A 13,031-nucleotide genomic window follows, 5' to 3' on the forward strand; every position below is an offset into this window, starting at 1 on the left:
CACTCTGATTCCACCACCTCGCACCCGCGGGTGGGCGAGAGGGAGGCTGACGTTCATGCCGGTGATCTCTACTGCCACGCCGATCCCGGATTTGATCTGGGTGGATGACGGCGCATGGATCGCTTGCGATCCCGGCGTACCTGATGGGGGCTCACGTCGGGTCATCGCCTACGTGGAACACAAAGATCACCGCGTCTACGTCATGTGGGTGAGAGACCGACAAGGTGTGTCCTGTTACGAGACTCTGCGCGAAGCGATGCAGCAACTCGCGCTCGACTGTCGCAGCCGGCCCGAACCGGGGGCGCCACGAGACTCACACCCAATCGATGACATGTAAGCAGCCAGGCGACGGCGGGTACTCCTCTGCAACACATTGTCGAAAGCGAGAAGGATATGAACCCAACGGCGACGGCTTTCAGGCGGTCCATGACGGAACTGGGATCGCGGCTACGCGGCCGTTCCCCACGTCGGCGGAGCACATGGACGGCTACTCTCGCTGATTTTCGTCGTGCGGAGACGTTCCGGTCACCTTCCGCCTGACCACGGATTGCCCCGGTTCGGCGCCTCGAATCAGCCGCCGAGAATCGCCTGACGAACTCTCCACACTGGGAAGCCGCTCAGTTCGGTGATCAGATCGATATCGAAGCCGTGATCCAGGTACGCCGTTCGCACGGCTCGGATTCGCGACGTGCTGTCCCCGTGCGCAAGGGCGTGTTCCGTCACGTAACTCCCCCACACCATCACGTCATCACCCAGCGCCATTATCAACTCCTTGCCTCAACCATGTCCGCCAGCGTCGGCGATGATCCCGGAAGTCTTACGGGCCTTGACGAATCCCGAACTGCGGGTTAGGGAGAATCACTCGCCCGGCTGCGGTACGGAACTGGCACGGTCGAGCCGCGTCGGGTGCGAACACGCACAAGTCCTGCTTGTCAATGGCCTCGTCCGCGCTTCCGGAATGACGCATCCTTCGAGTCCGGGCTGCGGCGGCGCCTACCGCCGATCAAGGGAGATGATCGAGATGAACACAAGGCGGACCGAGCGCACTCCGTGGGTCGACCCGCGGGCCGCGGAGGACCTGCGAAACGACGCCAACCAGTTCACAGACGTGCGCGCCCCAGAGATCCCCCTCCCGGGCGCCATCGCGGATTCGTCGGTAAACGCAAACCGCCCTCTGCGCATCGGCAAATTCGCGCTGGTCGAGCTCAGCCCCCAGAATTGGGTCATCGAATCTCACGGAGACGCTGATACAGTGCCGTGCCTCGTCGCACAGGTCGTCCTCACCGAGGACGACTACGCCGACATCACCTGGGTGCAGCCCACGCCGCTCCCGACCCGATACTCCACTCCGGAAGATGCCCTCGCCGATCTGGCACTCTGGCAGAAGCGGCCAAGCGGGGGAATCAAACCCGTTCCGATCCCGCATCACGCTCCCTTTCGTCACTGATAAGCGAACGAGGCCACTTCCCCGAAAGACTGGATGGTTACGTCGGGCCCTCACATCGCGCTCATGAAGACGCCTCGGCCTCTTCCGCCAGGGTCACCGAGAATGCTCGTCGGCCTCCACCAGGACGCGTCCGTCCACGACAGTCAAAGGAGGGTTCACCCGACCGCTGGCGCATACTTCACCAGATCTCGGGGCGCACCCGGTCCGTGAGGTCAGCTAGCATTCCGGGATGGCCACCTCTCCCCCGATCGACGTCCTTGTCGGGTCCGAAATGATCCGGCTCGGGCAGTTTCTGAAGTTCGCGGGAGTCCTCGACACCGGTGGGGACGTGAAAGAAGCGATCATCGACGGCTACGTCACGGTGAACGGCGAGGTCGACCGCCGCCGCGGAAGGCAACTGCACGACGGCGACATCGTCGGATTCGAGGGGCGCCGCTACCGCGTCCGCCCGTGAGTCCGGAACGCCTGCGAGACGCCGCCCCGCTCCCGTAACATCGCGGTGTGCGACTCGACCGACTCGACGATCTCGGACCGCGGATCTGCGTGCTCGGCCCATCGGGCAGCGGCAAGTCCACGCTCGCGCAGGCGATCGGTAACGCGCGCGGGATTCCCGTCGTCCACCTCGATCAGTACCGCCACCTCGAGGGCACGCAGTGGGAGCTTCGCCCGGATGAGCAGTTCGAGCGACTGCACGACGCTGCCGTCGCCTCAGAACGATGGGTGATCGACGGGAACTACTCGAAGCTGATGCCGCAGCGCTTGGCCATGGCTACCGGTGTCATACTCCTCGACATCTCGACCGCGCGGAGCCTCGCACGGTACGTCCGCCGAACCCTCACTCCCGGCCCGCGTGCCGGAGGCCTGGAAGGAACCCGCGACCGGCTCTCCTGGGACATGGTTCACTTCATCAGCGTGCATACCCGGCCGAGCCGGCGACGGCGCAGGGAGGTCTTCGAGCGGCTCGAGATCCCGAAGTTGCTTCTTCCGATCCCGGCCGCCGTCAGCGACTTCTACCGAAACGAGGGACTCGTCGCGCCCACCCAGGACGGTTAGCCGCGGCCGCGACCCACGAGCGCAAGAAGCGCGACAACGTCATCGAGCCGCTGCTCGGCGGTGTCGGCAACCGGAGCGAGCAGCAGCTCGGTCACTCCAGCCGACTCGAAGTCGGCAATTCTCTGGCGCAGCCGGTCAGGATCACCGAGGAGCGTCACGCCCTGCACGAGCTCATCAGGAACCGCGGCCATCGCCTCAGCCCGGCGCCCCGCGAGGTAGAGATTCTGGATCTCGGCTGCCTCGGCCTCGAACCCGTAGCTGGAGACGATGTCGTTGTAGAAGTTCTTGCCCTTGGCGCCCATCCCCCCGATGTAGAGCGCGAGGTATGACCTGATTCTGATGACAGCTTCGGGGGACGGCTCGCCAAACGCGAAGAACACCTGTACTTGGATCGCGAGTGGCCCGAGCTCGGCACTGCGCTTGGCCGTACCCCTCTTGAGAGACTCGCCCCACACCATGGATGCACGTGTCGGGTCGAAGAAGATCGGCTGCCACCCGTCGGCGATCTCGGCGACCTGCGCGACGCTCTGCGGGCCGAGCGCGGCGATCGAGATCGGGATGTCGGCGCGGGCGACACGGTTGATGAGCTTGAGCGGCTTGCCGAGCCCCGACCCACCGCGCTCGCGCGACAACGGAACAGAGTAGTTCTTGCCGTCGTGCACGACGGGCTCACGCCGCCAGGTCTGCCGGCAGATCTCGACGATCTCGCGGGTGCGTCCAAGCGGTGCGTCGTAGGGCACGCCATGGAAACCCTCGATCACTTGAGGTCCGGATGCTCCGAGCCCGAGTGTGAAACCGCCCGGCGCCAGCGAATCTAGGCTCGCGGCGGTCATGGCGGTGAGCGCCGGGGTGCGCGTGTACAGCTGGAAGATGTTCGACATGAGACCGATGTTCCGCGTCTTCGCCGCGAGATAGCCGAGGCGGGTGGCCGCGTCGAACGAGTAGGCCTCGGCGACGGCAATCGTGTCGAGCCCCGCCGACTCGTAGGTGTCGACAGCATCCGCAATCTCAGCGATGTCTGCCGAGTAATTCTGAATCAGTCCGAACTTCATCGTCCGCCGCCCTCTCGTCGAGACACTCAGCCTATCGATGGCGATACGCCGAACCCACGGCGCGGTCGCCCGCTACTGGCCAGACAACTGCTTGCGCATGAACACCTGCTCGATGCCGTCATCCTGCGGGATGCGGTTCGCCTCGATGTAGCCGCATCGCTCATAGAGCCGCAGGTTCGCCTCGCTGAGGCTGCCCGTGAACAACTCGGCCACCGGCGCCGCGGAATGAGACTCGGCGGCGGCCAGCAGCATCCGACCAATACCTGATCCCTGTTGGTCAGGAGCGATGGCTATCCTGCCGATCATGAGCACGCCGTCGACGTCTCGCGCGCGAATCGCGCCGACCAGTCGCCCGTCGACGCGCGCGACCCAGCCTTGGCCGTCTTCGAGTTCGGCGCGCAACTGTTCGAGCGTCTGCGTCAACGGCGGCATGTCGGCGGTCCCGTAGATGAGCGCTTCCGACACGAACGCGGCACGTTGCACGGTCAGCAGTTCGTCGGCATCGTCGGCGCTGATCGGAGTGAGTACAGGATCTGACACGGAACTTCCTTCTACGAGCGGCTCAGTCCGAGTCAAGACCATGCACGCTCAGCCGCGCAGGGCCTTGACATCGGGTCAGCGTCGGCGCGTACTGCAGGGTGCCGAGGAAGACCGCGCCGAGGGCACTCGTGAGGATGCCGTAAGGCGACGGTCGCGCACGCGTGGGGGGAAGCATCCGGATGGGAGGTCGTGTACGAAGGCTGAAGGGTGCTGGCTACCCCGCGGGCGGGCATCCCAGCTCGACCGCCACCGCACGCATCGCGCGCTCGGCAGCCTCAACCGTCATGAGCGCGTTACCGCCGACGATGTGGAGGCCGTAGGCATCCTCGAGAGCGACGAGGGTCATCGCGACGGTCTCGTCGTCGGGCCGCGGAGTGAAGACGCCCGTCTCACGCCCGGCGGCGACGATTCCGCGATAGGTAGCGAGTTGCCGGAGGTAGAGGGTCTGCACGAGCTCGTCGTGAAGGTCCTTGTTTCCCGGCACGGCATCGAATTGGTAGAGCAGTCCCATCAGGGCGTCATCGGGCCCGGTCGGCAGTCCGGTGATGATTGCCACCGCGAGCTTCTCGCGCGGGTCGTCGATCGATGCGAGGGCCTCGTCGCGTGCATCGCAGAATCGGTCGATCCCCGCGGCGTGCGTCTCGACCAGGAGCGCATCGAGGTCTTCGTAGTAGTACAGCACCGCGCCGCGCGTCAGACCCGCGCGCTGAGCGATGTCGGTGAGCGACAGCGAGCGCAGTCCGCGCTCGGCACCGACGGCGAGCGTGGCGTCGATGAGAGAACTGCGACGCCCTTCCTGACGGCGGGGTCTGGCCATTCCTTGACACTATCGTCAAACAATGGAAGACTCCAAGCGATTCTTTGACACTGAAGTCAAAGAACCCTGAACCGCAAGGGAGCGATCGTGACCACTCACGACAACACGGCGACCACTCCGCCACTCGACACCGCCACCGTCACCACGCACGGCGCGACTCTCTCGCGATCCCTCGGACTCCGCGGCAACATCCTGATCACGCTGTCGGGCATCTCCCCTGCCTCGAGCGTGTTCATCCTGGGCGGCGCAGCCCTCGCCGTCTACGGAACCGGAGTCTTCTGGGGCTTCCTGCTCGCCGGTGTCATCAGCATCCTGATCGGTTTCTGTTACGCCGAACTTGGCTCGCGCCACCCGATCGCCGGTGGCGACTACACACTCGTCAGTCGGGTGCTCGGCCCGGCTGCCGGCTCGGCCGTCTTCTTCATCAGCCTCATCACGCTGCCGCTGATCATCGCGATCTTCGCGCTGGGCGTGGCCGACTATCTCGGCGTCGCGATCGCTGGACTCGATCCGCTCTGGACCGCGCTGATCGTCATCGTGCTCACGACGATCACGGCCTGCTTCAACATCCGCGCCAACGCGTGGGTCACCGGCGTGTTCCTCTTCATTGAAATGGCCGCGCTGGTCGTACTGGCCTTCCTGGGATTCATCACGGTCTCGCGCCCGGTCACCGCCCTGTTCGACCCGCAGTTTCTCGACACGACGACCGGGCAGTTGGCCCCCCTCGGCATCGCGGGTCTGGTGCTCGCCGTGACACAGGGCATCTTCTCGTACAACGGCTACGGCGGTGCGATCTACTTCGCCGAAGAGACCAAAGATGCGCGCCGCACAATCGCCCGCGCCGTGCTGTGGAGCGTCCTGATCACGGTGGCCGCCGAGCTCGTCCCCCTGACCGCCATCCTGCTCGGCGCGTCATCGCTGCCCGAGTTGTTCGGGTCCGAACTCCCGGTCGAGCACTTCCTCACCGAACGCGCCGGCTCGGCCGTGACCGTCGTCATCCTGATCGCCGTCGCTCTCGCGATCATCAACGCAATCATCGCCATCGCGCTGCAGTCCGGACGCCTCCTATTCGCTGCCGCCCGCGATCGCGCCATGCCGGAAGCCCTCGCCCGCCCGCTCTCTTCGATCTCGCCCCGCACGCGCATGCCGATCGTGGCGACGCTGACCGTCGGCGTCATCTCGCTCGCCGCCTGCTTCATTCCGCTCGACGTGCTACTCAACGCGACCGGATCGACCCTCGCGTTCAGCTACGGCTTCATCGCCGTCGCTGCCCTGGTCATGCGCCGCACAAAGTCGGGCGAGGCTCCCGGAGCCTACCGGATGCCCGCATGGCCGGTCGCGCCTGTCGTCGCACTCATCGCGATCTCGACGATCTTCATCATCGGTGTGCTCGACCCGGCGCAGTGGCTCAGCCTGAGCATCGCGTTCGGCATCGTCGCCGCAGGGTTCCTCTACTACGCGGTGTACCTGCGCAGCAACCCGGCCACAGCCCACTTGCTCTCCGGGGAAGACGACGAGGTTGCTCCGTGACGATCGATCTGCTGATCACCGGCGCGCGCGCGCGCACCTTTGATGAACGGATGCCGTGGGCCGAGGCCGTCGGAATCGACGGCGATCGCATCGCCTATGTCGGGCCCGCAGCATCCGCCCCGGCCGCGCGACGCACAATCCATGCCGATGGACGCATGCTGACTCCCGGGATCATCGACAGTCACAACCACCTCCTGCTGGGGTTCGACGAAGACGCGGTCAGCCTCGAGGGAGCGCACGACCTCGCCGATGTGCGTCGGCGCATCGGCCACTTCGCTGCCGCCCGCCCCGATCTACGCTGGGTGTGCGCCGAGAACGCGGTCTACTCGATCGTCGAGAACCGTCGGCCGAACCTTCGAGACCTGGACGGTCTCACTGATCGGCCGATCTTCGTCACCACCTACGATCAGCATTCGGTCTGGCTGAACCGGGTAGCGCTCGACGTGCTGGGCATCTCGCACGGCGGCGATATCGCGTGGGGACGACCGGAACGGGATGCCGCGACCGGCGAGCCCACAGGCTGGGTGACCGACTTCTACACGAGCGCGATGACCACGGCCGGGCTCGCCGAACTGCAGCGCGACATTCCGATGTACTCGCCCGAGCGCCGCTACCGCAAGCTGCTGTCGAGCATGAAGATGGCGACCTCGGTCGGGATCACCACGGTGGTCGAACCGCAGGTTCCGCTGGCCGAGCTGCCGCTGTTCGAGCGTGCGCTGGCCGAAGGCGCGCTGTCGTCTCGCGTGATCGCCGCGCTGTTTCACCCGGTGGGTGCCGACGGCGACTTCCGTGCGAGCCTGCGCAGCACGATCGACTCGTTCACGCCCGACGAGCGTCTGCGCGTGGGTCCGATCAAGCTCTATGCCGACGACGTCATAGAACCCCACACGGCGCTCATGATCGAGGAGTATGCGAACCGCCCAGGTGTGCACGGACGACCCAGCTACCCCGGCCGCGAACTCGTCGACATCGTCACCGAACTCGATCGCCTCGGTCTGCAGACCCACACACATGCGACGGGGGATGCAGGAATCCGCCTCGCTTTGGACGCCATCGAGCACGCCGCCCGCGCCAACGGCACGCGCGACCGGCGGCACGGAATCGTGCACGTCGAGTGCCTGCATCCTGATGACCTTCCGCGCTTTCGAGCGCTCGGCATCACGGCCGCCATGCAGCCTCGCCACTGTTCGCCCGATCTCGTCGCGGGAACGTGGATGGACAACATCGGCGAGGAGCGATGGGATCGCGCGTGGCGCTTCCGCAGCCTCCTCGACGACGGCGCGACGGTCGCCTTCTCGAGCGATTGGCAGGTCGGAGAGATGGATCCCCTGATCGGCATGTACTCCGCAGCATCCCGCGCATCACTCGATGGATCGGATTCCTGGACCACACGCGAGCGCGTCGGGATCGATCGCGCGCTCGAGGCCTACACCGTGCATGGGGCGCGCGCCTGGCACCTCGAGAACGAGCTCGGCAGGCTCGCGCCCGGCATGAAGGCGGATGTCGTGGCGTGGTCGGGCGATCTTCGCGCACACGAGTCCGACCCCTCTGGGCTGCTCACCGAACACGCCGAACTCACCATCGTCGGCGGACGCATCGAACACTCGCGCGGAGCCCTCGCCGAGCGCGTAGGCGCAGAGATGCGCGATCCGGTGCCGCAGGGCTTCTCGGAGGACCGGCACACGTCTTTCGACCCGCACGGCCATGAGGCCCCGTAGATCAGGTCAGGGCAGGTCAGCCAGGCGTCAGCTCGACATCACAGGATGGCGAGCAGAAGCACCCACCCCATCGCGCTGCTGAGCACGATGCCCAGGCCGCCGAGCGCGATCGCGGTGTTTCGTCCGCGCCGGTCAGCCTGTGTGAACGCGCGAACGATGGACGAGATCCCCAAGAGCGCACCCGCGATAACCAGGGCAATGGCGAGCAACAAGACCACGACGGACGCCACACCCGCTGCCGCCTGGGCGTCAGGGTCGCGCATTCCCCCGAAGATGGCCGTAACGGTCGCTGCAACGAGAAAGCCGATGACCCAGAACACCACTGCCGCGCCCAGCGCCAGGGCGACGCTCCACAATCCGTGCTTTGTCGACACTCCCGCGGTCGTCTCCGAGGCTGCGGGCTGATTGTCGGGCAGTGCTTCGGGCGTCGCGCTCATAGCCACACGGTATTGGACGGACGCCGGTCACGCCAGCTTGCGCGCGCGCAGGGGCGGGCCGCGATTCACTTCAGGTATGCATCCACGAACAAGGATCCACGGATGCCGCGCAGCGCCTCGATCAGCTGGTCCATGCCGCGGCGTCCAACCGAGGAGACCTGCAGGTCGTAATGGCCGAGCTTTTCGAGCTTGCCCGTGCGGATCCGCACGACCTCCCACTTCGCCGAGCGGAGCGCGCGGTCTTTGCGTCGGTCTGCTGCCTCGCGCTTGCCGACGTGTTCGAGACCAAAGCGCCCGGGGCTGTCGTACTCGATCGCGATCCTCAGCTCGGGCAGCAGAATGTCGGGCCACACCTCGAGGTGATCGAAGAAGGGGCGACTCACCTTCACGGCGTTGAATCCGGGTGTGACTCCCAGTCGAGCAAAGAGGTCGGCGCGCAGCTTCGCTTCGACGGCGGATGCTGGTTTCGGAGCACACTCGCTGACAAAAGGTTCGCCGACCCGCAGATCTGGGGTCTTCGCGCAGAGGGTTCGTTGCGGTGTCGGGCGTGGCATCCGCTCTTCTCCCGGTCGTCGCGGGCGCGGCGGCTTCGCGAGCACTGCGCACTCGGGGCACCACGCCGACCTGCGTCTGTCTCGACCCGGGCGACCACGCTGCTCGGCGGGGGTGGCGACGAACGTGTGACCCATCTCGCACTGCCAGAGCAACAGGACGTCGGCAGCCGGAGGGATCTGAGTCAGCGTGATGCCGGCGTTGAGGTCGGGGTGGTACTGCCGGATGAGCATGGGGAATCCTGCCCACGCTTCACGGTAGGTGCCGACCTCGTATGGGACGTCCATTCCCCGCGAGAACTGGCGGCGCGCCCACCATGCCTCGACCCTCTCAACCATGTGCGGAACGGTAGCCGGGGCCACCTACATCTCAGCTTCGGGCCGAGCCCGACGACGACAATGTCAGCCACCGAACGTAGACTCGACGGATGCCTGCTGAGGTCGTCGCCGTCCCCCGACGCGGAACCGCCGTGTTCCGTGCGTGGCTCGTGCGAGCGCTCGGCATCGGCCTTCTTCCTCTTGCCGCGGTCGGTCTCGGCGTATCGACGCTGGTCGCGACCGATCTCGCTCAGGCACCCGGCGGTGAGGCCTGGGCCGAGCTGGCGGGCTACCTCCTCGCCGGAACCATCATCGTGGGCGTCCTCGGGTTGGTTGCGATGCTGGATGCCCGCACCCGCCTCACCGGCGCCTTCGCCATGCTCGCCGCAATGGTGCTCAATCCGTACACCGCGGCGCTCGCTCTCTTGGTGTTGGGGCTGACATGAGCACGGCCACACGGACCGGGCCGGCTGAAGCACCCGCCCGAAGCATCCGCTTCCCACTTTCCCTGCGTCCCGCGACCGTCCTGGTCGCCGCGGCTATCGTCGCCGTCGTGTCCTGGATGTCGGTCGCGTTTCGCGCTCCGTGGCCGATCGTCGCCGTACTCACTGTCGCCGCCCTCGCAGTGTTGGTGTGGGCCAGCCTCAGCGCCATCGGGCGTCGCAGCCTCGTCGTTGCGCCGCTCGCTGTGTGCCTGGCCGTCATGGGCAACCCACTGACCACCGCGGGTCTCGGGTCGTACGTCGAGCGCCACGCAGGCGTCATCACCCTGTCACTGCGTGACGGGATCGTGCTGTGGAAGGCCTACCCGGGCATCGCCGGGTGGGAACCCTCCACCCCGGCCACGCAGCCCGTCGACACGACCGGGTTGGCCATGGACGTACAGCGAGTCCTGCGCGACGTCGTCGGCGAGATGTCTGACGCCTATGGCTACGTGTGGCAGGTTGGCGACGGCCAGGTCGGCATTTCGATCATCGCGAACGGGTTCGGCGGAGGTTCGCTTTTTGAACGAGTGGATGCTCCGCTCTGGCAAACCTCCGACTTCGATGGGTCTCCCGCCCAGCGCGCAACGCTCGTGGCGTCCACGACGGCATCCGCGGAGGAACTCGGACTCACGACAGTCGCCGATCCGTCCGGCGATGTCGGCTCCGCTGACGGAATCCGCACGTGGAGCGGCGAGGCGCAGCGCCTCACCCTGACGATCGACGATTCCACGGTGACGCTCACCTACGTGGGCGGCCCCTTCCTGGGGAGCACCACGCTTCCCGGGGAGTACCTGCGAGGGATGCAGGGTTTCGCCGATCTCCCCCTCCCGCCGACCATCGAAGAGCCCAACATCCCCGACATCGAGTAGCGGCGACGACTACGCGACCGGCTCGGCCGCCTGACGCGCAGCGAGCGTCGACGCCCGCACCGCGCCGATGCTCGCCGTGATGACGAGCGCGATGCCCACGAGCTCGAGCCAGCTGAGCTCTTGCCCCAGAATCACGTATCCGGCGATCGCCGCCGTCGCCGGGGCGAGGCTCATGAGAATCGCGAATGCCGCGGCGGGCAATCGCCGCAGGGCGACCAGCTCGAGCGCGTATGGGATTGTGGACGAGAGGATCGCTACCGCCGCGCCCAGAGCAAGCAGGTCGAGGCGCAAGAGGGCGGCGCCCGCATCCATGACCCCGAAGGGCAACGCGATCAACGCGCCGACCGTCATCGCAAGCGCCAGGCCGTCGAGCTTCGGAAACTCCCGCCCCACGCGCGCCGAAGCCAGGATGTAGAAAGCCCAACTCGCCGCCGCGCCGAGCGCAAACAGCACCCCGAGCGGATCGAGGCGATCCCACCCACCGCCACCGAGAGCGATCACTCCCAGCAGGGCAAGTACGGCCCACAGCCAGGCAGAGCGTCGACGGCTCGCGACGATCGAGAGCACAAGGGGTCCGAGCACCTCGATGGTGACGGTCACCCCCAGCGGCAGTCGCTCGAGCGCGAGATAGAAGAGGCCGTTCATCGTAGCGAGCACGAGCCCGAACTGAACGACAGCTGTCCACCCCGAACGGGTGTGCCCACGCAGGGCGGGACGCGCGATCACCAACAGGATGACGGCAGAAAACACCAACCGCAGCATGACCATGCCGAGCGGACCGACCTCGGGAAAAAGCAGCACCGCAATCGAGGCGCCGACCTCTTGGCACGCGAGCCCGACCACGACCAGGAGCAGGGCCGATGTCGACCCCACGCGACCGGCCACGGTTAGGGGACCGGAGCCGGTTCCGGCAACGGGCAGATCGCGATACTCGCGATGTACGCGTGATACTGCTCGGCTGTCCAGGGCAGACCCGCGGTGGGCACCGTCTCGCCAGCGGCGGCAGGAGCCTTCGAGGCGAGAGCCGCGAGCTCCCAAGCAAGTGCGTTGGCGATGTCCGGACCGGGTGTCGAATTGTTCAGCACAACCACGACGGTGAGCCCTGTACCGCTGTCAGCGAATGTCGCACTGGCGTACCCGGGTACAACTCCGGAGTTGCCCACGAGGGAACCGGCGAGCAACGCGCCGCCAGCGGCATTGAACCAGGATGGCGCTCCCGGGTAGGCGGGCTTGGCTTCCTTGAAGCGGTCTGTCTCTTCGGCACGGAGCGCCTCGGTGGCGAGCGCCTGCGCGTACCGACCTAGGTCGGTCACGGTCGAGACCACGCCCGAGTTGGTGTAGCCGATGCTGGCCGAGATCTCGGTGACGTCGACCGGCTCGAGGCAGTTCATCGCGCCGTTTTCACCGAGCTTGGTGACGCGTCCTTCGAGCACCGGCCCCTCGCCCGGTGCGGCGGCGGCATCGCCGGGGAGAACGGTTGCTTCGAGGCCGAGCGGCTCGCTGATGTACTGCTGGAAGAGCTCTGCGGCGCTCATCCCCCCGATGCGCTCGAGCGCGAGCCCGAGCAGCACGTAGCCGGCGTCGGAGTCAGAGAAGGTGAGCCCGGGCTCAGCGGTGCGATCCACTCCGAGACCGTAGCTGGCGAGTTCCCGCGGGTTCCACACGCGGGTCGGGTTTGCGGTCCATAGCGGTGCGAGTTGGGGCGAGAACGATCCGATGCCCGATGTGCTGTCGCACAACTGCCCGAGCGTGACGTCGGTGAGGTCGGCGACGCCCGAAACGTAGTCGGAGACGCTGTCATCGAGCGACACTCGACCCTGCTCGACGAACTCGTAGAGGATGTCGCAGGTCATCGACCGCGTGATGCGACCGGCCCGAAACTGCATGTCTGCGGTCACTGGAGCTCCGGCACCGACATCCTGTGTTCCCTGACCGGCAACCCACGATCCGCTCCACGGTGCCCACACACCGACGATCGCTCCGGATGCTCCGGCCGCCGTCATCGCGTGGGTCACAGCATCCTGCAACTGTGTCTGCGTCGCTTCGGGGAAAGCGCCCTCCGCCTGCGCGGGGAGGTCGAGCGTCACCTCGGTGTCTGCCGAGCATGCGGAGAGGGCGAGGACCACGGTGAGCGCGCCCGCGATGAGGGCTCCGACGCGGCGCGTCGTGCGTGGAACCCGCATAAGTCACCCCCCGATGATCTGTTATGAATTC

The 13,031-nt window shown here is 66.4% G+C and carries 15 protein-coding genes; 7 read left to right on the forward strand and 8 right to left on the reverse strand.

All coding sequences use genetic code 11. The features are described from left to right. Nucleotides 1-570 precede the first annotated feature (570 nt). Complete coding sequence (locus LG299_RS10645; protein WP_404430005.1) at nucleotides 571-762, reverse strand: hypothetical protein; 192 nt, start codon at nucleotides 760-762, stop codon at nucleotides 571-573. 259 nt (nucleotides 763-1,021) lie between these two features. Between LG299_RS10645 and LG299_RS10650 the strand changes: the two genes are divergently transcribed. From LG299_RS10650 to LG299_RS10660, 3 genes are all read left to right on the forward strand, one after another. Further along, nucleotides 1,022-1,447: a hypothetical protein gene (locus tag LG299_RS10650; RefSeq protein ID WP_404430007.1), complete on the forward strand. Its 426-nt coding sequence runs from the start codon at nucleotides 1,022-1,024 to the stop codon at nucleotides 1,445-1,447. Nucleotides 1,448-1,676: 229 nt separating this feature from the next. Next, a complete protein-coding gene (locus LG299_RS10655) occupies nucleotides 1,677-1,901 on the forward strand; it encodes an RNA-binding S4 domain-containing protein (RefSeq protein WP_404430009.1) in 225 nt (74 codons plus the stop codon). Nucleotides 1,902-1,948: 47 nt separating this feature from the next. Continuing rightward, nucleotides 1,949-2,500, forward strand: coding sequence for an AAA family ATPase (locus tag LG299_RS10660; protein WP_404430011.1), 552 nt, complete (start codon nucleotides 1,949-1,951; stop codon nucleotides 2,498-2,500). Here LG299_RS10660 and LG299_RS10665 read toward each other — a convergent pair. The 3 genes from LG299_RS10665 to LG299_RS10675 form a co-directional block, all read right to left on the reverse strand. Then, nucleotides 2,497-3,552, reverse strand: coding sequence for an LLM class F420-dependent oxidoreductase (locus LG299_RS10665; protein WP_404430013.1), 1,056 nt, complete (start codon nucleotides 3,550-3,552; stop codon nucleotides 2,497-2,499). The genes LG299_RS10660 and LG299_RS10665 overlap by 4 nt on opposite strands. 72 nt (nucleotides 3,553-3,624) lie before the next feature. Beyond that, nucleotides 3,625-4,092 (reverse strand): GNAT family N-acetyltransferase, encoded by a 468-nt coding sequence (locus tag LG299_RS10670; protein ID WP_404430015.1) that lies wholly within the window; start codon nucleotides 4,090-4,092, stop codon nucleotides 3,625-3,627. Nucleotides 4,093-4,306: 214 nt separating this feature from the next. Next, entirely contained in the window at nucleotides 4,307-4,909 is a 603-nt protein-coding gene (locus LG299_RS10675; protein ID WP_404430017.1) for a TetR/AcrR family transcriptional regulator, read from the reverse strand. A gap of 87 nt (nucleotides 4,910-4,996) precedes the next feature. Here LG299_RS10675 and LG299_RS10680 point away from each other — a divergent pair, with 87 nt between their 5' ends. Together LG299_RS10680 and LG299_RS10685 are read left to right on the forward strand one after the other, a co-directional pair. Then, entirely contained in the window at nucleotides 4,997-6,439 is a 1,443-nt protein-coding gene (locus LG299_RS10680; protein ID WP_404430019.1) for an APC family permease, read from the forward strand. Further along, nucleotides 6,436-8,157 (forward strand): amidohydrolase, encoded by a 1,722-nt coding sequence (locus LG299_RS10685; protein WP_404430021.1) that lies wholly within the window; start codon nucleotides 6,436-6,438, stop codon nucleotides 8,155-8,157. The genes LG299_RS10680 and LG299_RS10685 overlap by 4 nt, the downstream gene beginning before the upstream one ends. Nucleotides 8,158-8,195: 38 nt before the next feature. On the opposite strand, the gene LG299_RS10690 is transcribed toward LG299_RS10685, so the two are convergent. Together LG299_RS10690 and LG299_RS10695 are read right to left on the reverse strand one after the other, a co-directional pair. Continuing rightward, nucleotides 8,196-8,594 carry a hypothetical protein gene (locus tag LG299_RS10690; RefSeq protein ID WP_404430023.1) on the reverse strand — a complete coding sequence of 133 codons (399 nt, stop codon included), beginning with the start codon at nucleotides 8,592-8,594 and terminating at the stop codon, nucleotides 8,196-8,198. 65 nt (nucleotides 8,595-8,659) lie between these two features. Next, the gene (locus tag LG299_RS10695; protein ID WP_404430025.1) at nucleotides 8,660-9,484 is read right to left on the reverse strand and encodes a zinc-ribbon domain-containing protein; all 825 of its coding nucleotides are present in this window, start codon (nucleotides 9,482-9,484) and stop codon (nucleotides 8,660-8,662) included. An 89-nt stretch (nucleotides 9,485-9,573) separates the two neighbouring features. On the opposite strand from LG299_RS10695, the gene LG299_RS10700 reads away from it, so the two are divergent. Together LG299_RS10700 and LG299_RS10705 are read left to right on the forward strand one after the other, a co-directional pair. Further along, a complete protein-coding gene (locus tag LG299_RS10700) occupies nucleotides 9,574-9,909 on the forward strand; it encodes a hypothetical protein (RefSeq protein ID WP_404430027.1) in 336 nt (111 codons plus the stop codon). Then, the gene (locus LG299_RS10705; RefSeq protein WP_404430029.1) at nucleotides 9,906-10,817 is read left to right on the forward strand and encodes a hypothetical protein; all 912 of its coding nucleotides are present in this window, start codon (nucleotides 9,906-9,908) and stop codon (nucleotides 10,815-10,817) included. Before LG299_RS10700 ends, LG299_RS10705 begins: the two co-directional genes overlap by 4 nt. A 9-nt stretch (nucleotides 10,818-10,826) precedes the next feature. Here LG299_RS10705 and LG299_RS10710 read toward each other — a convergent pair whose 3' ends face one another. Both LG299_RS10710 and LG299_RS10715 read right to left on the reverse strand, forming a co-directional pair. Next, complete coding sequence (locus LG299_RS10710) at nucleotides 10,827-11,702, reverse strand: EamA family transporter (protein WP_404430031.1); 876 nt, start codon at nucleotides 11,700-11,702, stop codon at nucleotides 10,827-10,829. 2 nt (nucleotides 11,703-11,704) lie between these two features. Continuing rightward, nucleotides 11,705-13,000, reverse strand: coding sequence for a serine hydrolase domain-containing protein (locus LG299_RS10715; RefSeq protein WP_404430033.1), 1,296 nt, complete (start codon nucleotides 12,998-13,000; stop codon nucleotides 11,705-11,707). Nucleotides 13,001-13,031: the final 31 nt, after the last annotated feature.

The sequence above is a fragment of the Microbacterium lacus genome (genome assembly GCF_044794305.1).
Taxonomy (GTDB): domain Bacteria; phylum Actinomycetota; class Actinomycetes; order Actinomycetales; family Microbacteriaceae; genus Microbacterium; species Microbacterium lacus_B.